Source organism: Sinorhizobium fredii USDA 257 (assembly GCF_000265205.3).
GTDB lineage: Bacteria > Pseudomonadota > Alphaproteobacteria > Rhizobiales > Rhizobiaceae > Sinorhizobium > Sinorhizobium fredii_B.
This window is the reverse complement of record NC_018000.1, coordinates 6,329,388-6,348,427: the sequence shown is the minus strand read 5'-3', so window position 1 is coordinate 6,348,427 and position 19,040 is coordinate 6,329,388. Positions and strand designations below refer to the sequence as shown.

The following is a 19,040-nucleotide window of genomic DNA, read 5'->3' as shown; positions in this document are numbered from 1 at the left end:
AAAAGGGCGCGGAGCCATCCGCTCCGCGCCCCTTTTCAACTGGCTGAAGCCGGCTTATTCGGCCGCTTCGCCGCCGTCCTTCTTATCGGACTTTTCGGCGACGACCTCCTTGCCGGTCGCCTGGTCGACGACCTTCATGGAGAGGCGGACCTTGCCGCGCTCGTCGAAGCCCATCAGCTTGACCCAGACCTTGTCGCCTTCCTTGACGACGTCGGTGGTCTTGGCGACGCGCTCGGAGGCGAGCTGCGAAATGTGGACGAGGCCGTCGCGGGCGCCGAAGAAATTGACGAAGGCGCCGAAATCGGCGGTCTTGACGACCGTGCCTTCGTAGATCTGGCCGACTTCCGGCTCAGCGACGATCGAGTGGATCCACTTGCGGGCGGCTTCGATCTCCTTGCCGGACGAGGACGCGATCTTGACGGTGCCGTCGTCTTCGATGTTGATCTTGGCGCCGGTCTTCTCGACGATTTCGCGGATGACCTTGCCGCCTGAGCCGATGACTTCGCGGATCTTGTCGACCGGAATGTTCATGACCTCGATGCGCGGCGCAAACTCGCCGAGCTGGCCGCGGCTCTCGGAGATGGCCTTGGCCATTTCGCCGAGGATGTGCAGGCGGCCGCCCTTGGCCTGGTTGAGCGCAACACCCATGATCTCTTCGGTGATGCCCTCGATCTTGATGTCCATCTGCAGCGAGGTGATGCCGGCTTCGGTACCGGCAACCTTGAAGTCCATGTCGCCGAGATGATCTTCGTCACCGAGGATGTCGGAGAGGACGGCGAAGCGGTCCTCTTCCTTGATGAGACCCATGGCGATACCGGCGACCGGCTTGGCGAGCGGAACGCCCGCATCCATCAGCGCCAGCGAGGTGCCGCAGACCGTCGCCATCGACGACGAGCCGTTGGATTCGGTGATCTCGGAAACGACGCGCAGCGTGTAGGGGAACTGCTCGGCTTCCGGCAGCATCGGGCGGATAGCGCGCCAGGCGAGCTTGCCGTGACCGATTTCGCGGCGGCCCGGGGAGCCCATGCGACCGGTTTCACCGACCGAGAAGGGCGGGAAGTTGTAGTGCAGCATGAAGCGTTCTTTGTACATGCCGGTCAGGCTGTCGACATACTGTTCGTCTTCGCCGGTGCCGAGCGTGGCAACGACGATCGCCTGGGTTTCACCGCGGGTGAAGAGCGCCGAGCCGTGGGTACGCGGCAGAAGACCGACTTCCGAGACGATCGGACGTACGGTTTCGAGATCGCGGCCGTCGATGCGGCTCTTGGTGTCGAGGATGTTCCAGCGAACGATCTTGGCCTGCAGGTGCTTGAAGACAGAGGCGATTTCCTCGGCCGAATGGGCCGGGTTCTCGATGCCTTCCGGCAGAAAATGTTCCTTGACCTTCGCCTTGACGGCGTCGACGGCGGCGTAGCGGGCAGCCTTCTCGGTGATCTTGTAGGCGTTGCGCAGCTCGTCTTCGGCGATCGACAGCATGGCATTTTCAAGAGCGGAGTGGTCTTCCGGATCGAACTCGCGCGGCTCCTTGGCGGCAACTTCGGCGAGCTTGATGATCGCGTCGATCACCGGCTGGAAGCCCTTCTGGCCGAAAACGACGGCGCCGAGCATGACGTCTTCCGGCAACTCCTTGGCCTCGGATTCGACCATCAGCACGGCTTCCTGCGTGCCGGCGACGACGAGATCCAGCGAGGATTCTTCCATTTCGTCGAGGTGCGGGTTGAGCACGTATTCGCCGTTGATGTAGCCGACGCGGGCTCCGCCGATCGGGCCCATGAAGGGAATGCCGGAGAGGGTCAGCGCCGCGGAGGCTGCGACCATCGAGACGACGTCCGGGTTGTTTTCCAGGTCATGCTGCATGACCGTGATGATCACCTGGGTGTCGTTCTTGTAGCCCTCGGGGAAGAGCGGGCGGATCGGCCGGTCGATCAGGCGCGAGACGAGCGTCTCGTTCTCGCTTGGGCGGCCTTCACGCTTGAAATAGCCGCCGGGGATCTTGCCGGCGGCATAGGTCTTTTCCTGATAGTTGACGGTCAGCGGGAAGAAATCCTGACCGGGCTTCGGTGCCTTGGCGGAAACCACCGTGGCGAGCACGACGGTTTCGCCGTAAGTGGCGAGAACGGCGCCGTCGGCTTGACGGGCGATCTTGCCGGTTTCGAGCTTGAGCGGACGCCCAGCCCATTCGATTTCTACCTTGTGGGTCTCGAACATGTTCTGTCCTTCGTGTGCGGGAGATCGTCCGCGGCTGTTGCAGCGCAGGCGATCCTGTTGCCGCTTGGTGTGGCGCATCACGGGCAAGACAACGGGAGGCTTCTAACCGAACCGGCCGCTCGCCACTTTGCCGCGCTGCCGCATGGAAGCGCTTCGGCGAGCAGGCGCCGAAGCATCCTGCAATCCTGCCCCATGACGGGCCATCGGTTGATCCGCGATACCGGCCCATCCGGTTCGCTGGACATTCTCTCCCTAATGCTGCGCCCTCGGCGCCCGTGGAGAGTCAATTCGGTGGGCGCTTCAGCGCCCAAAAAAATCCGGCGGATCGCCAAGCGACCCGCCGGACAGTCGATTAGCGACGGATGCCGAGGGCACCGATCAGCTTGCTGTAGCGCGCTTCGTCTTTCTTCTTCAGATAGTCGAGGAGCGAACGGCGGCTGGAAACCATCGCGAGAAGACCACGGCGGGAATGGTTGTCCTTCTTGTGGTCCTTGAAGTGTTCGGTCAGGTTGTTGATCCGTTCCGTCAGGAGTGCAACCTGGACTTCCGGAGAACCGGTGTCGCCTTCGATGGTTGCAAATTCCTTGATAAGCTGAGCCTTGCGCTCTGCAGTGATCGACATCGGTTGATCCTTTCGTTTCGAGGATTTTAGGGTCGCCGGCAGCCGGGATGTCGTCCAGCCGCGGCCGTTCACACGAAGAGGCGGTGCCTTTCGCTGGCGTGCCTATAACCGAAACGGACGCAAAAGGAAAGGGCGATCGAGCTGGCCACGGATCGCCCCGTCGCGCCCCGACCGCTCGTCACGGCAGGTACCGCAAATCATCGACGCCGGCGGGCGTCGGTCAATCGCCCGCGCCGCTTCGAGCCTCGCCGCCACGTGGAATGCGGATGTGCCACTCGATACCGTCAGCGTGCATCGTTCTGTCGAGTTCGGCGCGCAAGGCCATGCCGAGCATGCGCTCGATCACCACCGATCCGAAGCCTCTCCGGGGCGCCTGAGCCAGCTCGACGAGATCCGCACCCGTCTCACGCCAGCGGATGGTGATCGTTCCCGGCGAAACCGACCACTCGAGCTTGATCGCGCCTGTCGCATTGGCGAGTGCGCCATGCTTGATCGCGTTCGTCGCGAGTTCGTGAAGCACCATGCCGAGCGTCTGCGCCATTTGCGTGTCCAACCGCAGGCTTGGACCGTCAAGCACGATCCGGTCCGGATCGTCGGGGGCAAAGGGCTGAAGCTGGTCCTCGGCAAGCTCGCGGAAATCCACGCCCATCGCTGCATTGGCAATCATCAGATCGGTCGAGCGGGCGAGGCCCGCGAGCCGTTTGCGGAACGCGTCGACGAATTCCGACGTATCCTCGCTCGACGCGGCGGATTGGGCCAGCATCGACTGGATGACGGTCAGCTGGTTCTTCGAGCGGTGTGCCACCTCCCGCATAAGGAGTCGGATTTCCGCCTCGGCCCTGGTTCGAGCCGCCGCCGCGCGGGCAAGCGCCGCCGACACGGCCTCGACTTCGGTGATGACGTAGCGACGTGGCTCGATCATTTCGCCGCCGCCGAGGCGCCGCGCGTCGAGCGCGAGCAGCTTGACCCCTTGTGTCAGCAGACGCGCGATGATTAACGAACCGGCGATGGCAATGCTGGCAAAAATGATGCCACCGAGCGACAGCCAGAGAAACGACCACAGGATCGGCGCATCGACGATCTCACGCGGTGCCCAGGCAACGATGCGCCAGCCGGTGATTAGCGAGAATTCCGAGACGACACGGTAGTCCACGCCATGCTCGTTGACATCGCTGACGCCGATGCTGATCTGAGGGAGCTCGTCCAGAAAAAACGCTTCACCGGACCGGGCCGAGGGATCCGACGAAGCGATGACCTTGCCCCTGCCGTCGACCAGTGCGGCATTCCAACCTGGTGAGAGCGTGTCCCGATTGACGGCCTTCGCCATGCGAGCGGCGTCCTGGGTCAGGCCCAACAGATACCGTTGTCCGTCCGGACCGTTTATCGGCAGATAGACGTTGAAGACCCAACTCTTGCTGGTGTTGGCGAAGAAGACGCCCGAAACGAGCGTTCCGCTGCTTTCGAGGGCAAGGTCGATTTCCGGATCGGATGCCCGCCCGAGCAGCGTGCCAAAAGGCACGCCGGTGCTCATCTGCATATTCTGGGCGCTGTCTGCGACGATCAGATTGGAATGGGTGCCCGACAATGCGCTCGAGGCGCGGTCGTAAAAACCGCGCATGTTGCGGAGATCGACAGCTCCGGAGGTCGACAGGACCTTGAGCGTGGTCATCATGCCCTCGACCTCACGCTCGACGATCCGCGTGATGGATCCGGTCGAGGCTTTGAGCAGCGAGATGACGACCTGCTCCTGCGCGTCGACGCTTCGCTTCACGATGACGAACGAAAAGATGAAGGAAGGGACGATCGCGATGAAGAGCAGCGAGAGCAGATAGAAGCTGAATGGCCTGCGAACATACTGGCGGACAAAAGCCGCAACGGCCTGCAGGCCGCCGGATGAGACCTCGCCCTCACTTCTCTCTGGCGTTTTGAGCATCCGAACCGCCTTTCGCCGCCTGACCCGGCCGCGACGACGGCAGGCCATCACCGATCCGGGCTTTTCAGCTCCGTTGAGCGCCTATGCGCCGCTCGCGCAGACCGGGCCGATTGTTGGCTGGGCAGGGGCTGCCGGTCAATGGCCAGCGAACACACGCTTCGGTCGAAATTCGCCTTCTGCCACTTCACCGATCGCGACGAGTTTGCCCCGCGCGGTCGCGTACACTTCGGGGGCCGGCAGCGGCGCGTCCCGGCCGCGCAGGATGATCGGGTTGCCCATCCTGAGCCGATGCGCCTGATCGTCGCTCACCGCAACATGCGGCAGGTCGGAAAGCGCCTCGCCGGTATCGATCAGATAATCGTCGAGGGCGGCAAGTCGTTCCGCATCGTCCTCGATCTTCTCCAGCGCCACGAGATCGGCGAGCGCGACCATGTCCTCCTCGCCGAAGGGGGCAACGAAGGTGCGACGGAGTGAAGCGATATGGCCGAAGCAGCCGAGATCGCGGCCCATGTCGCGGGCGAGCGAACGGACATAGGTGCCCTTGCCGCATTCGATCTCGAAATGGGCGAGATGCGGCGTGCAGCCGATCAGAGCGAGGCGGAAGACCTCCACCTCGCGCGCTGGAATCTCGACGGTCTCGCCATCGCGCGCGAGATCATAGGCGCGCTCGCCATCGATCTTGATTGCGGAAAACTGTGGCGGCACCTGCGCGATAACGCCGGTATATTTCGGCAGCAGGGCACGGATCGCCTCCTCGCTCGGACGTTCGGCGGATGAGCGAGCGACCTCGCCCTCGAGGTCGTCGGTCGAGCGTTCTTCGCCCCAGGCCACCGTGAATTCGTAGATCTTGCGACCGTCCATGACATAGGGAACGGTTTTCGTGGCATCGCCGAGCGCGATCGGCAGCAGGCCGGAGGCCAGCGGATCGAGTGTGCCGGCATGGCCGGCCTTTTGCGCCTTGAACAGCCACTTGATCTTGGACACCGCCTCGGTGGAGCCGAAATCGAGCGGCTTGTCGAGGATCAGCCAGCCCGAGATCGGGCGGCCCTTGGGTTTACGCGGCTTGGACATGGTTCTTATTCTTCGTCGTCGGTGTCGGGATCGAGGTCACGGCTGACTTCCGGCGAGCGCAGCAGCGCGTCGATCTTCTGGTAATTGTCAAAGCTGGTGTCATCCCGGAAGCGAACGTCCGGCATGTACTTCATCTGCCGGAGCTGCGGCCCGAGGCGGCCGCGGATGAATTTCGCATGCTTGTTCAGCGCCTCGATGATCGCCGCATGATCGGCGACCCCAAGCGGCGTCACATAGGCGGTGGCGATCTTCAGATCGGGCGACATGCGCACTTCGGAAATCGAAACCACCGTCTTCTCGATCAGCGGGTCGCGCACTTCGCCGCGCTGCAGGACCTGGGTGATCGCGGCGCGCACCTGTTCGCCGACGCGCAGCATGCGCTGGGACGGAGCGGAGGATGTGGATCTGGTCATCGTGTTTATCCTGGATCACGAGATTGCGGTCGTAGTGACTTCAATTCGAGACGCGATCGGTTCGATAGAAGCGGGCCGGATGCAGGCGGAACACCGCCAACACCTCCCATTGCCCCGCAATAAAAAGGAGCGCCGGAAATGATCCGGCGCTCGCACAATCTGTTGCCGGATCGACTTAGAGCGTCCGCGTGATGTGTTCGACGCGGAAGCACTCGATCGTGTCGCCGGCGCGGATGTCTTCGTAGTTCTCGAAGGCCATGCCGCATTCCTGGCCGGACTGGACTTCGGACACTTCGTCCTTGAAGCGCTTGAGCGTCTTGAGCTTGCCCTCGTGGATGACGACGTTGTCGCGCACCAGGCGGACACCGACACCACGCTCGACCTTGCCTTCGGTGACGCGGCAGCCCGCGACCTTGCCGACCTTGGTGATGTTGAACACTTCCAGGATCTCGGCATTGCCGAGGAAGGTCTCGCGTCGTTCCGGCGAAAGCAGGCCGGACATTGCCGCCTTCACGTCATCCACCAGATCGTAGATGATGTTGTAGTAGCGGATCTCGATACCGGACCGTTCGGCCGCGTCGCGCGCCTGCTTGTTGGCGCGGACATTGAAGCCGATGATCGCGGCATTCGATGCTTCGGCGAGCGAGATATCCGACTCGGTGATGCCACCTGCACCCGAATGCACGATGCGCGCCCGCACTTCGTCCGTTCCGAGCTTGTCCAGGGCACCGGCGATTGCTTCGATCGAGCCCTGCACGTCGCCCTTGATGACCAGCGGGAACTCCTTCAGGCCGGAGGCCTGGAGCTGGCTCATCATCTGCTCGAGCGAACCGCGCGAGCCGGACTGACGGGCAACCATCTTCTCGCGGGCAAGCCGCTGACGATATTCGGAAATCTCGCGCGCACGGCTTTCGTTCTCGACGACTGCGAACTTGTCGCCGGCCGCCGGCGTGCCGGAAAGGCCGAGGACCTCGACCGGCATGGACGGGCCGGCTTCCTTGACGTGTTCGCCCTTGTCGTTGACCAGCGCGCGCACACGGCCCCACTGATCGCCGGCGACGATGATCTGGCCGGGCGTCAGCGTTCCCTTCTGGACGAGAATCGTGGCAACGGCACCGCGGCCGCGGTCGAGCTCGGCTTCCACCACCGTACCCTCGGCCGTCCGGTTCGGATTGGCCTTGAGATCGAGAATTTCGGCCTGCAGCAGGATCGCTTCGAGCAGCTTGTCGAGATTGGTCTGGTTCTTCGCCGAAACCTCGACGTCGAGCACCTCACCACCCATCGATTCGACGAAGACCTCGTGCTGCAGCAGCTCGGTGCGGACCTTTTGCGGGTTCGCCGTCGGCTTGTCGATCTTGTTGATCGCCACGATGATCGGCACGTTGGCCGCCTTGGCGTGGTTGATCGATTCGATCGTCTGCGGCATCACGCTGTCATCGGCCGCGACGACCAGGACGGCAATGTCCGTCGCCTGGGCGCCGCGGGCACGCATGGCCGTGAAGGCGGCGTGGCCGGGGGTGTCGATGAAGGTGATCTTCTGTCCGTTCTGCTCGACCTGGTAGGCGCCGATGTGCTGGGTGATGCCGCCTGCTTCGCCGGCGACCACATTGGCATGCCGGATCGCATCGAGCAGCGACGTCTTGCCGTGATCGACGTGGCCCATGATCGTCACGATCGGCGGACGGGAAACCATGGTCTCCTCCATATCGGCGACGTTAAAGATGCCCTCCTCGACGTCCGATTCGGACACGCGCTTGACCGTGTGGCCGAACTCGCCGGCGATGAGCTCGGCGAGATCCGCATCGATGAGGTCGCCAGGCTTCATCATCTGGCCTTCCTTCATCAGGAACTTGATGACGTCGACGGCGCGCTCCGACATGCGCTGCGACAGTTCCTGAATCGTGATGGTCTCCGGCAGGACGACCTCGCGCGAAATCTTTTCGCGCGTCTCCTGCATCTGGCTGCGTCTGAATTTCTCCTGGCGGCGGCGCATGGCCGAAAGCGAACGGCCGCGCTGGCTACCGTCTTCGTCGACGGCCGCGGTCAGCGTCAGCTTGCCCTGGCGACGGCCCTCGTCGCCCTTGGCGCGGGGGGCAGGCTTTGCCGGCTCGGGACGTGTCACCTTGCCACGGACCGGACCGGCTCCGCCACGTGGGCGCTCTTCCTCTTCCTCGTTGCCGCGGCGGCCGCGCAGTGCGGCGGGAGCCGCCGCAGGGGTCTGGGGCGGCGTGGAGGGCGCCGGGCGGACGGGCTGTGGCCGCACCTCGGTACGGCGCTCGGCAACAACCGGGCGCTCCGCCTCGACCGTCTCTTCGACTCTCTCCGCTTCGACGGCGGCCGGGCGAACAGCCTCCTCGGCGGCGCGGCGAGCGGCCTCTTCCTTCTCGCGTGCGAGGCGCGCTTCTTCCTCCACACGGCGGCGCGCTTCCTCTTCGACGCGGCGCTTGGCCTCCTCCGCATCGCGGACCTGGGCTTCCGCGAGCGCACGACGGCGGGCTTCCATCTCGCCGGCCGAGAGGTCGTTCAGCACGACACCGATGCGAGGACGGTTCTGCTCCGCGCGCGGCTGATGGGGCTGCGGCTGAGGGGCCGGGCGGCCGGCCGGATGCGGCTGGACGGGACGCGGCTCGGCCGGTCGAGCCACGGGCGCAGCGCTCACCGGCGCGACCGGACGCTCGTCCTTGTGCCGCGTCAGGCCGCGTGTCTTCTTGGTTTCGACCACGACCGCCTTCGTGCGACCGCGGCCCATATCCTGGCGCACGGTTCCCTGCGTCACCCCGGAGGGCTTCAGGGACAGCGTCTTCTTGCCCGCTACGCTGAGTGTCTTGTCGTCTTTGTTGTCGGTCATTCCGTTCCGTTCCTAGCGATCAAGGCCGGATGCGTAACATCTGACCCCGTCTTCCAATTTGTCTCAAACAGCGCTCGCGATGCCGGCCTTTGCCGGTGACGCGTGTCATTGCCGTGGCTTATCAGCGCCGCCTTCGGCCCGGACCGGGACAGATCCTCGGTACTTTTCGAGCATGATTGCGCGCTTCACTACACCCTCACCCGCCTGCCCTGCAAGCGCTGCGGCATGGATAAAAGCATTACTTCCCAAAAGCCCCTCCATTTCCGCTGCCGCAAATGGGCGGAACGCAGGTATTTCCGTTTCGTCGGCGACGAAGCTCATCGCCTTGCGGGCCTGGTCGATCTTGCGGACGCCGTCGGCGGCCGCGTCGATCGCGTGGAAAACGCCGAGCGCCGCCAGTCCGCGCACCGCTTGCTCCGTCTTCGTGGCTCCGGAGACGAACTGGGCGGCCTTGCGCGCCATGTTCATCATTCCGGCAAGCTGCTCGACAAGCAGCCTGTCGACCTCGTCTGCCAGCCCCGCCTCGGCCTTCACCTCGGCGCGAAGGGCGCGGGCGAAGAGCTTCTTCGACACTGCCTTCTCGACCAAGCACCGCTCCGCCTTCACCCAGCAGCCGCGTCCTGGAAGCTGCCGCTTCAGGTCGGGCACGACACGCCCGTCCGGTCCGGCCACGAAGCGGATCAACTCATCCGGCGACCCGCTCTCGCGCGTGACGATGCAGGTCCGGCTGCTGCCGCTTCGGTCCTTCGGGCCATTGTCCGAAGGCAAGGTTTCGGTGGCGGCTGTCATCTTGGATCAGGCATCCTGCTCCGAGCCTTCGGCGACTTCGATCGGCTCGTCCTGATCGGCCGCGAGGTCTTCCTCGGTGATCCAGCCAGCCGCCAGGCGCGCCTGGACGATCATGGCCTCCGCTTCTTCGCGGCTGACCTCGAACTTCGAGAAGAGGCCCTCGAAACGCTTGGTCTCGCCGTCCTTGCGCTCGGTCCAGCCGACGAGGTCGTCGGCGGCGCAGCCGGCGAAATCCTCCATCGACTTGATGCCTTCCTCACCGAGGGCGACCAGCATCTGGCTGGTCAGCCCGTCGATCTGGCGCAGCTCGTCGGAGACGCCAAGCTCCGTGCGCTTGGCGTCCATTTCGGCCTCGATCTTGTCCAGATATTCGCGGGCGCGCGTCTGGATTTCCGTCGCGGTTTCCTCGTCGAAGCCTTCGATCGAGGAAATCTCGTCGAGATCGACATAGGCAAGCTCTTCGACCTGGGCGAAGCCCTCGGAAGCGAGCACCTGGCCGACCATCTCGTCGACGTCGAGCGCGTCCATGAAGAGCTGGGTGCGCTCGTTGAATTCCTTCTGGCGGCGCTCGCTCTCCTCCTGCTCGGTGAGGATGTCGATGTCCCAGCCGGTGAGCTGCGAAGCGAGGCGAACGTTCTGGCCGCGGCGGCCGATCGCCAGCGACAGCTGCTCGTCCGGCACGACGACCTCGATGCGCTCGGCGTCCTCGTCGAGAACGACCTTGGTCACTTCAGCGGGCTGCAGGGCATTGACGATGAAGGAGGCCGGATCCGGCGACCACGGGATGATATCGATCTTCTCGCCCTGAAGCTCGCCGACCACCGCCTGGACGCGCGAGCCGCGCATACCGACGCAGGCGCCGACCGGGTCGATCGAGGAATCGTTCGAGACGACGGCGATCTTGGCGCGCGAGCCCGGATCACGGGCGACGGACTTGATCTGGATGATGCCGTCATAGATTTCCGGCACTTCCATGGTGAAGAGCTTCACCATGAACTGCGGATGGGTGCGCGACAGGAAAATCTGCGGGCCGCGCTGCTCGCGGCGCACGTCGTAGACGAAGGAACGGACGCGGTCGCCGTAGCGCATGTTTTCGCGCGGGATCATCTCGTCGCGGCGGATGATGCCTTCGCCACGACCGAGATCGACGATGACATTGCCGTATTCGACGCGCTTGACGGTGCCGTTGACGATCTCGCCGACTCGATCCTTGAATTCATCAAACTGGCGGTCGCGCTCGGCTTCGCGAACCTTCTGCACGATCACCTGCTTGGCGGATTGCGCCGCGATGCGGCCAAAATCCATCGGCGGCAGCGGATCGGCAATGAAATCGCCGAGCTTGGCGTCCGGGTTGCGGTCGCGGGCGAGCTCGAGCGGGATCTGCGTCGAGTAGTCCTCGGCTTTCTCGACGACCTCGAGAAGACGTTGGAGACGGATTTCACCGGTCTTGGAATTGATGTCCGCCCGGATGTTCGATTCCGAACCGTAGCGCGAGCGGGCCGCCTTCTGGATCGCGTCTGCCATCGCGGCCAGAACGATCTCGCGGTCGATCACCTTTTCGCGCGCCACAGCGTCCGCGATCTGCAGAAGCTCGAGCCGGTTAGCACTGACTGCCATGTCTTGTCTCCGTCTGGTTACAGGGGCCTCAAAAGCGCGCCCTGCCTCATTCGATATCTTGATCTTCGTCTTCGAAGTTTTCGTTGGCGGCGCGCGCCGCCTTCGCCTTCTTGTCGGCCGCCAGCGCGTCGCGGATCAGGTCGTCGGTCAGGATCAGCCGTGCTTCCGAAAGGGCGGTGAACGGGATGGCAACGACGGCCTCTTCGCCATAGGCGGGCTGGTCGCGCTCAAGTCGGAAATCCTCCTCGTCCACCGACACGATCTTGCCGCGGAAGCGCTTGCGCCCGTCGACCATGATCGAAGTCTCGCATTTCATCAGATGGCCCTGCCAGCGGACGAAATCGGACTTGCGCACCATCGGGCGATCGATACCCGGCGACGACACTTCGAGATGATACGCCTTGTCGATCGGATCTTCCACATCGAGAACCGGGGAAATGGCCTTGGAGACGTCCTCGCAATCCTCGACGGTCATGGTGCCGTCGTTGCGCTCGGTCATGACCTGCAGCGTCAGACCGTTCTGGCCGGACATGCGCACACGCACCAGACGGAAACCCATCTGCACCAGCACTGGTTCGATGATGTCGGCAATGCGCCGGTCGAGGCCGGTCTCGGTGATCAGCCGCGGTTCATTTGCAGTTTCAGCCGTTGTCGGATCGGACAAACGATCATCTCCTCATCGGACCGGCTAATAAAAAGAGCGGGTCCTGTCGGGCCCACTCTTCATCTACCGATCAAGAATTTGAGGCTCATATACGCTCCATCGCCGAGAATTGCAAGGCTTGCGGCAGGTCTGGCCGGCAAACGACACAAATCGCGATAAAGCTTGGCCAATGGCAAGTTTAAGCGGCTGGCGTGCCATATTTCGAGGTTTATAAACGAAGCCCAGACGAGCACACGGGCAAGGAGAGAGACACGAGGTGACGAACCGCATATCGCCGCTGGCCCCCTTCCGGCACGACACCTTCCGGATCATCTGGATCGCCAGCCTCGCTTCCAATTTCGGCGGACTGATCCAGGCGGTGGGTGCCGCCTGGCTGATGACGTCCATCTCCCAATCGGTGAACATGGTGGCGCTGGTGCAGGCCTCGATCTCGCTGCCGATCATGCTCTTTTCGCTGGTCTCCGGCGCGCTCGCCGACAATTTCGACCGACGGCGGATCATGCTGGTCGCGCAGACCTTCATGCTTGCCGTTTCGGCGCTCCTGACGATCTGTGCCTATTACGGGCTGATCACGCCGTGGCTCTTGCTGCTCTTCACCTTCCTGATCGGCTGCGGCACGGCGCTCAACAATCCGTCCTGGCAGGCTTCGGTCGGCGACATGGTGCCGCGCGACGACCTTCCGGCGGCGGTCGCGCTGAACAGCATGGGCTTCAACATCACCCGCAGCGTCGGCCCGGCGATCGGCGGCGCCATCGTCGCCGCTGCCGGGGCGGCAGCGGCCTTCGCGGCCAACACGCTCAGCTATTTCGCGATCCTCTTCGCGCTTTCCCGCTGGCGGCCGAGCGTGCCCCAAAGCGCGCTGCCGCGCGAGAGACTCGGCCGGGCGGTTTCGGCCGGCCTTCGCTATGTGGCGATGTCGCCCAATATCGGCAAGGTGCTCCTGCGTGGCTTCGCCTTCGGCCTTTCGGCAAGCGCGATCCTCGCGCTCCTGCCGCTCGTCGCCCGCGACCTCGTCGGCGGCGGGCCGCTCACCTACGGCGTGATGCTCGGCGCCTTCGGCCTCGGCGCCATCGGCGGCGCCCTGCTCAGCGCCAAGCTCCGGGAGCTCCTGTCGAGCGAGACGATCGTGCGCTGCGCCTTTGCCGGCTTCGCTACAAGCGCGATCGTCACCGCGCTCAGCACTGCGGCCTGGCTCACGTCGCTCGTGCTACTTGTCTCCGGCGCCTCTTGGGTGCTGGCTCTGTCGCTGTTCAACACCACGGTACAACTCTCGACGCCACGATGGGTGGTTGGCCGCGCGCTCTCCCTCTATCAAACAACGACCTTCGGCGGCATTGCCGGCGGCAGCTGGCTGTGGGGCGCCGCTGCCGAAGAATACGGCGCCTCGAATGCGCTCATCGGCTCCTGTCTTCTCATGCTGGCCGGCATTGCCATCGGCCTGCGTTTCGCGCTGCCGGAGTTCACGTCGCTGAATCTCGACCCGCTCAACCGCTTCAACGAACCGCTGCTCGCCCTCGACCTGAAGCCCCGCAGCGGTCCGATCGTCGTGATGATCGACTACGAGATCGACGAGCCGGACATCCCCGAATTCCTGACGACAATGGCAGAGCGGCGGCGCATCCGAATCCGCGACGGGGCCGGCCATTGGGCGCTGATGCGCGACCTCGAAAACCCGATCATTTGGACCGAGACCTACCACGTGCCGACCTGGGTCGAATATGTCCGCCACAACCAGCGGCGCACCCAGGCCGACGCCGCTGTCGGCGACAAGCTGACGGCGCTCCACCGCGGCACTGAGCCGCCCCGCGTCCACCGGCTGATCGAGCGCCAGACGATCGTTCCCGGCCATTACGAGCGCTACAAGCAGCCGGCCGAGATGCATTGAGCGGCAGACATGAAAATCTGACGCTTAGTGCCGGAGCAAAATACCGGTTTCGACCATTGCGGATCACTGCAGCGCGAGGCGGCTGACCACGAGCCAATTCCGTTATCGACTTCGCGCTTGCCGCCCCGGCTCGCTCGAGAGGGAGTCCGCACGCCTCCCCCCCATCGGCCGTCATTGGTAGGGATCTGCGCCCTTACGTGGCGCTGAACCGCCGACACATGCCGTTACAAAAGTCCGGCCCGGCGAACACATCGTCAATACACATAGGCGTTCAAATGGCGGTGCTTCGAAAAACAAATGCTTGAAAGGATGACTACATGAAAACGTCTCGGATCATGGCGGCTGCCTTGCTGATCGTCGGAAGCGGATTGACGCTGCACGCGGCCAAGGCGCAGCAAGCGGGAATTCAGCGTACCGATCTCCTGCAGAACGACCTCGGCACGCCGGGCCGCGAGGCGGTCCAGGTGCGGGTCGATTTCGAACCCGGCGCCGTCTCCATCAGGCACTCTCATCCGGGCGAGGAGGTGGCCTATGTCCTCGAAGGTTCGCTGGAATATCAGCTCGAGGGTAGAGCGCCGGCCGTCCTTCATGCCGGCGAAGCTTTGTTCATCCCGGCCGGAGTGGCGCATGTGGCGAAGAATGTCGGCAGCGGCAAGGCATCGGAGCTTGCGACATACATTGTCGAGAAAGGCGCCCCGCTTGTCGTTCCGGTCAAGTGAACGTTTCGACATCGACGCTGAGAACCACATAGAAGGAAGCGCAACATGACCGCACAGGCCGCCGCGTCCGCACTGTCGCGCCGGGCTCTGCTCCTCAGCGGAGGAGCCGCGCTGGCAGCCTTTGCGGCGCTTCGCCCTGCGACGGCCGTCGCCCAAGCAGACGCCAGGACGCCTTTCAAGGGCGGCGACATTCGCCCGTTCCGCGTGGACGTCCCGGAGGCAGATCTCATCGATCTGCGCCAGCGTCTTGCCGCGACGCGCTGGCCCGACCCGGAAACGGTCGATGACCGATCTCAGGGTGTGCAGCTTGCAAAGCTTCAGGCGCTTCTGCGCTACTGGGAAACGGACTACGACTGGCGCAAGGCAGAGGCGAAGCTGAATGCCTTGCCGCAGTTCCTGACGAACATCGACGGCTTGGACATTCACTTCATCCATGTCCGCTCGCCTCATGCGAACGCATTGCCGCTCATCATGACGCACGGCTGGCCCGGTTCGGTCTTCGAGCTTCTGAAAGTCATCGGCCCCTTGACCGATCCGACTGCGCACGGCGGGACAGAAAAGGACGCCTTTCATCTCGTACTGCCGTCCATCCCAGGCTTCGGCTTTTCGGAAAAGCCGAAAGGCACCGGCTGGGGCCCGGAGCGCGTCGCCCGCTCTTGGGACATCCTGATGAAGCGGCTTGGATATGCGCGTTATGTGTCCCAAGGCGGCGACTAGGGTGCCATCATTTCCGGTGCCATGGGCCGCCATGCTCCTCCGGGTCTGCTCGGCATCCACGTGAACAGGATCGAGCGCGCGACCACTATCCCGCCGGAGATTGCCAGGGCGTTGAGAAGCGGCGATGCTGCACCGGCGAGTTTGACCGCGGAGGAACGGGCGGTGTTTGACCAGACTAGGGAGTTTCTCAAGACGGGATTCGGCTATGCGGCTATCACGGGGACGCGCCCGCAAACCGTCGGATATGGCCTCGCCGATTCGCCGGCTGGGCTGGCGGCTTGGTTCTATGACAAGCTCGCGGACTGGGTGTTCACCAGGGGCGAACCGGAGCGTGCCTTGAGCCGTGACGAGATCCTCGACAACATCACGCTTTACTGGCTGACGAACACCGGGACCTCGAGCGGCCGGATTTACTGGGAGAACAATGCCGGCAGTATTAATCTGGCCCCTATCGCGATCCCGGCGGCGGTGACGATTTTCCCGGGAGAGGTTTACAGGCCGCCGAAGAGCTGGGCGGAACGGGCCTACCGCAACCTGTTTTACTACAACCGCGCGGACAAGGGCGGCCACTTCGCCGCCTGGGAAGAGCCGGGCCTGTTCACCGCCGAGCTGCGCGCCGCTTTCGGGCCACTGCGTCAACCCTAGCTTTCGCTTCGGCGCAGGCGCACAACTGGTGAAGACTGCTACCAGAGCGTTCTCATTTTGATAAGAAATGTCAGTCGAGCGGCGGAGATCGCACCATGGAGCACATCGATCATATCTTGATCGTCGATGACGATCGGGAAATCCGGGAGCTTGTGTCAAGCTACCTGAAGAAGAACGGACTGCGCGTTACCGCCGTCGCCGACGGGCGGCAGATGCGTGCATTCCTCGAGGCCAATGCGGTCGATCTCATCCTTCTCGACCTCATGATGCCGGGCGACGATGGCCTCGTCCTGAGCCGCGAGCTGCGCGTCGGCAGACACAAGGCGACGCCGATTGTCATGCTGACCGCCCGCTCCGACGAGATGGATCGCATCATCGGGCTCGAAATGGGCGCCGACGACTACCTTGCCAAGCCGTTCTCGGCGCGCGAACTGCTCGCCCGCATCAAGGCGGTTCTCAGGCGCGCGCGCATGCTGCCTCCGAATCTGCAGGTATCGGAGGCCGGTCAACTATTGCGTTTTGGCCAATGGAAGCTCGACACGACAGCGCGGCATCTCGTCGATGCCGACGGCACGGCAATCGCGCTCAGCGGCGCCGAATACCGGCTGCTGCGCGTCTTCGTAGACCACCCGCAGCGCGTCCTCAATCGCGATCAGCTGCTCAATCTCACACAAGGACGCGAGGCTGAACTCTTCGACCGCTCCATCGATCTCCTCGTCAGCCGGGTCCGTCAACGCCTTGGCGACGACGCCCGCGAACCGACCTACATCAAGACGGTCCGCAGCGAGGGCTATGTTTTCTCCATGCCGGTCGAAATCGTGGAGCCCCGTTGATGGCAAGCCTTGCCGTTCTTAACGGAATTCGCCTGTGGCCGCGCACGCTGCGGGCGCGGCTATTCGTTATTCTTCTTGCCGGTTTGACCATCGCCCATGCCATGTCTTTTGCGGTGCTGTTTTCCGAACGCTACATTGCCGCGAGATCGGTGATGTTCAATACGCTGGAAAACGATGTCGCGACGTCAATCGCCATCCTCGACCGGCTGCCCGCGGCCGAACGGCCCGTCTGGCTCGATCAGCTTGAACGAGGGTCCTATAGGTTCGTTCTGGGGCGGGGCGTTCGCGGCAATCCCGTGCTTGAACCGGACGACGCCGAGGTCGCCTCCAAGATACAGGCTTCAATTGGCGCAAGATACCCGATCGAGGTTGAATCCATTCCCGGCGGTTCCCGCCATCTTCAGGCGCATCTTCGCTTGAGCGACGGCGAGCCGCTGACGATAGACGTCACGCCAAGGGGCGTCATGCCGGTGGCTGACTGGCTGCCTTACGTGCTCATCGCGCAGCTTACTCTTCTGGTTTTGTGCAGCTGGTTCGCCATGCGCCAGGCCATCCGGCCCCTCGCCAATCTGGCGAGAGCCGCCGACACGCTTGATCCGAACAGCAGCACGCCGCGGCTGAGCGAAACCGGACCGAGTGAAGTCGCTTATGCGGCAACGGCCTTCAACGCGATGCGCGATCGCATCACGCAGTATCTCGAGGAGCGCGTGCAGATCCTCGCGGCGATCTCACATGATCTGCAAACACCGATTACGCGCATGAAACTCCGCGCGGAAATGGCCAAGGATTCCGCCGACAGGAACAAGCTCATTCAGGACCTCGACGAGGTCGAACGTCTCGTCAAGGAAGGCGTCGCCTATGCACGCAGCGCCCACGGCAAAAACGAAAAGGCCTCCCGCATCGATCTCGCCTCGTTCATCGAGAGCCTGGCCTATGATTATCAGGATACCGGCAAGGCGGTCACCGTCGGCGAGTTGAGCCACGGCGCAGTCGTCACTCGGCCGCACGCTTTGAGACGAATTCTCACCAACCTGATCGACAATGCACTCAAATTCGCGGGCAGCGCGGAAATCGAGGCTCAGGAGCGCGACGACGGTACGGTGTACATAAGAGTGCTCGATCGTGGCCCCGGCATTCCGGAAGGCCAGTTGGAATCGGTCCTGCAGCCCTTCTTCCGCCTGGAGCAATCCCGCAACCGCGATACCGGCGGAACCGGCCTCGGGCTCGCCATTGCCCACCAACTCGCAACCGTCATCGGCGCCTCCTTGACCTTGCGCAACCGCGACGGTGGCGGCCTTGCGGCGGAAATCGCCATACGAGGACCATGAGAAAGTTCCGCGCTCGGCACGTATCTCTCCCCAGAACTCGGGGCGGCCGACGCCGCCCCTTTCTCAGCTCAATCCTGACGAGAACCGCTCATGACGGCATGGGCTCGCCGGACTGCTCCCGGATCATGTACTCGGCGTACCAGATGGGCCAGTCCTCATCCCGGTAGCCGAGCTGCTTCTCGTATTCGCCGTGCGCGGCCTCGGCGCGGCGGAACGCGCTCGCGAGATCGGCGACCGACGGGAATGTCGTGGCGCCCGCGTCGACGCGCCCGGGAAACCGCGTTGTGACCTCCTGCAGCAGCCAGGTGTTGCCGTCCGGATCGCTGAACGTGGCGTAGGAGAAGTAGCTGCGCCGTTCGGAATCCCGACCGCTGGCCGGAGGCTGTCCCGGACCGGTGCGGTGGAAGATCTCGCTCACCTCGACGCCGCGCCCGATGAGGTCGACGCGCGCCGCCTCGATGTCTGACACGACGAGATAGAGGCCGCTTGCCGACCCCGGCGCGGCAGAGGTGATCCCCTTGCCGAAGTGGATCGAAGACGGCGAGCCTGGAGGCGTGAACTGGATGCCCCGGAACGAGTCGCCAACGACGAAGTCGGCGTCGAGCCGCCAGCCGAGGCTCGCGTAAAAATTCTTCGCACGGTCGACGTCCGAAACCGGGATGACGACGACTTCGAGCTTGAAGTCGACCTTTGGCGCTTTCTCGGCGCTGCTTGCAGTTGTCATGGTTTTCTCCTTGAGTTTGGAAGG

At 63.6% G+C, this 19,040-nt stretch carries 14 protein-coding genes and 1 pseudogene; 5 read left to right on the top strand and 10 right to left on the bottom strand.

Translation table 11 applies throughout. The annotated features are described in order from the left end of the window. Positions 1 to 54: 54 nt before the first annotated feature. From pnp to rimP, 9 genes are all read right to left on the bottom strand, one after another. Positions 55 to 2,208, bottom strand: a complete 2,154-nt coding sequence (pnp, locus tag USDA257_RS29690; protein WP_014766687.1) for a polyribonucleotide nucleotidyltransferase — start codon at positions 2,206 to 2,208, stop codon at positions 55 to 57. 352 nt (positions 2,209 to 2,560) lie between these two features. Next, positions 2,561 to 2,830: a 30S ribosomal protein S15 gene (gene rpsO / locus USDA257_RS29685; protein WP_014766686.1), complete on the bottom strand. Its 270-nt coding sequence runs from the start codon at positions 2,828 to 2,830 to the stop codon at positions 2,561 to 2,563. A gap of 220 nt (positions 2,831 to 3,050) precedes the next feature. Then, positions 3,051 to 4,763, bottom strand: coding sequence for a sensor histidine kinase (locus tag USDA257_RS29680; protein ID WP_041414841.1), 1,713 nt, complete (start codon positions 4,761 to 4,763; stop codon positions 3,051 to 3,053). 135 nt (positions 4,764 to 4,898) lie between these two features. After that, positions 4,899 to 5,834, bottom strand: coding sequence for a tRNA pseudouridine(55) synthase TruB (truB, locus tag USDA257_RS29675; RefSeq protein WP_014766684.1), 936 nt, complete (start codon positions 5,832 to 5,834; stop codon positions 4,899 to 4,901). Between the two features lie 5 nt (positions 5,835 to 5,839). After that, the gene (gene rbfA / locus USDA257_RS29670) at positions 5,840 to 6,247 is read right to left on the bottom strand and encodes a 30S ribosome-binding factor RbfA (protein ID WP_014766683.1); all 408 of its coding nucleotides are present in this window, start codon (positions 6,245 to 6,247) and stop codon (positions 5,840 to 5,842) included. A 175-nt stretch (positions 6,248 to 6,422) separates the two neighbouring features. Next, positions 6,423 to 9,095, bottom strand: a complete 2,673-nt coding sequence (gene infB / locus USDA257_RS29665; RefSeq protein ID WP_014766682.1) for a translation initiation factor IF-2 — start codon at positions 9,093 to 9,095, stop codon at positions 6,423 to 6,425. 105 nt (positions 9,096 to 9,200) lie between these two features. After that, complete coding sequence (locus USDA257_RS29660) at positions 9,201 to 9,884, bottom strand: RNA-binding protein (RefSeq protein ID WP_014766681.1); 684 nt, start codon at positions 9,882 to 9,884, stop codon at positions 9,201 to 9,203. A gap of 6 nt (positions 9,885 to 9,890) precedes the next feature. Next, a complete protein-coding gene (nusA, locus tag USDA257_RS29655) occupies positions 9,891 to 11,501 on the bottom strand; it encodes a transcription termination factor NusA (protein WP_014766680.1) in 1,611 nt (536 codons plus the stop codon). Positions 11,502 to 11,547: 46 nt separating this feature from the next. Then, positions 11,548 to 12,165 carry a ribosome maturation factor RimP gene (gene rimP / locus USDA257_RS29650; protein WP_014766679.1) on the bottom strand — a complete coding sequence of 206 codons (618 nt, stop codon included), beginning with the start codon at positions 12,163 to 12,165 and terminating at the stop codon, positions 11,548 to 11,550. A 256-nt stretch (positions 12,166 to 12,421) separates the two neighbouring features. On the opposite strand from rimP, the gene USDA257_RS29645 reads away from it, so the two are divergent. From USDA257_RS29645 to USDA257_RS29625, 5 genes and pseudogenes are all read left to right on the top strand, one after another. Beyond that, positions 12,422 to 14,050, top strand: coding sequence for an MFS transporter (locus tag USDA257_RS29645; protein ID WP_014766678.1), 1,629 nt, complete (start codon positions 12,422 to 12,424; stop codon positions 14,048 to 14,050). Positions 14,051 to 14,367: 317 nt separating this feature from the next. Continuing rightward, positions 14,368 to 14,769: a cupin domain-containing protein gene (locus tag USDA257_RS29640; protein ID WP_014766677.1), complete on the top strand. Its 402-nt coding sequence runs from the start codon at positions 14,368 to 14,370 to the stop codon at positions 14,767 to 14,769. A 10-nt stretch (positions 14,770 to 14,779) separates the two neighbouring features. Next, positions 14,780 to 16,131: pseudogene (locus USDA257_RS29635) on the top strand (epoxide hydrolase family protein). A 95-nt stretch (positions 16,132 to 16,226) separates the two neighbouring features. Beyond that, positions 16,227 to 16,964: a response regulator gene (locus USDA257_RS29630; RefSeq protein ID WP_014766676.1), complete on the top strand. Its 738-nt coding sequence runs from the start codon at positions 16,227 to 16,229 to the stop codon at positions 16,962 to 16,964. Continuing rightward, positions 16,964 to 18,292 (top strand): ATP-binding protein, encoded by a 1,329-nt coding sequence (locus USDA257_RS29625; RefSeq protein ID WP_014766675.1) that lies wholly within the window; start codon positions 16,964 to 16,966, stop codon positions 18,290 to 18,292. Before USDA257_RS29630 ends, USDA257_RS29625 begins: the two co-directional genes overlap by 1 nt. 88 nt (positions 18,293 to 18,380) lie before the next feature. On the opposite strand, the gene USDA257_RS29620 is transcribed toward USDA257_RS29625, so the two are convergent. After that, positions 18,381 to 19,016: a VOC family protein gene (locus USDA257_RS29620; protein ID WP_014766674.1), complete on the bottom strand. Its 636-nt coding sequence runs from the start codon at positions 19,014 to 19,016 to the stop codon at positions 18,381 to 18,383. Positions 19,017 to 19,040: the final 24 nt, after the last annotated feature.

Coding starts and splice junctions, on each gene's coding strand:
- pnp (WP_014766687.1), bottom strand. CDS start 2,208: ATGTTCGAGACCCACAAGGTAGAAATCGAATGGGCTGGGCGTCCGCTC.
- USDA257_RS29680 (WP_041414841.1), bottom strand. CDS start 4,763: ATGCTCAAAACGCCAGAGAGAAGTGAGGGCGAGGTCTCATCCGGCGGC.
- USDA257_RS29640 (WP_014766677.1), top strand. CDS start 14,368: ATGAAAACGTCTCGGATCATGGCGGCTGCCTTGCTGATCGTCGGAAGC.
- rbfA (WP_014766683.1), bottom strand. CDS start 6,247: ATGACCAGATCCACATCCTCCGCTCCGTCCCAGCGCATGCTGCGCGTC.
- USDA257_RS29625 (WP_014766675.1), top strand. CDS start 16,964: ATGGCAAGCCTTGCCGTTCTTAACGGAATTCGCCTGTGGCCGCGCACG.
- rpsO (WP_014766686.1), bottom strand. CDS start 2,830: ATGTCGATCACTGCAGAGCGCAAGGCTCAGCTTATCAAGGAATTTGCA.
- truB (WP_014766684.1), bottom strand. CDS start 5,834: ATGTCCAAGCCGCGTAAACCCAAGGGCCGCCCGATCTCGGGCTGGCTG.
- infB (WP_014766682.1), bottom strand. CDS start 9,095: ATGACCGACAACAAAGACGACAAGACACTCAGCGTAGCGGGCAAGAAG.
- USDA257_RS29620 (WP_014766674.1), bottom strand. CDS start 19,016: ATGACAACTGCAAGCAGCGCCGAGAAAGCGCCAAAGGTCGACTTCAAG.
- nusA (WP_014766680.1), bottom strand. CDS start 11,501: ATGGCAGTCAGTGCTAACCGGCTCGAGCTTCTGCAGATCGCGGACGCT.
- USDA257_RS29660 (WP_014766681.1), bottom strand. CDS start 9,884: ATGACAGCCGCCACCGAAACCTTGCCTTCGGACAATGGCCCGAAGGAC.
- USDA257_RS29630 (WP_014766676.1), top strand. CDS start 16,227: ATGGAGCACATCGATCATATCTTGATCGTCGATGACGATCGGGAAATC.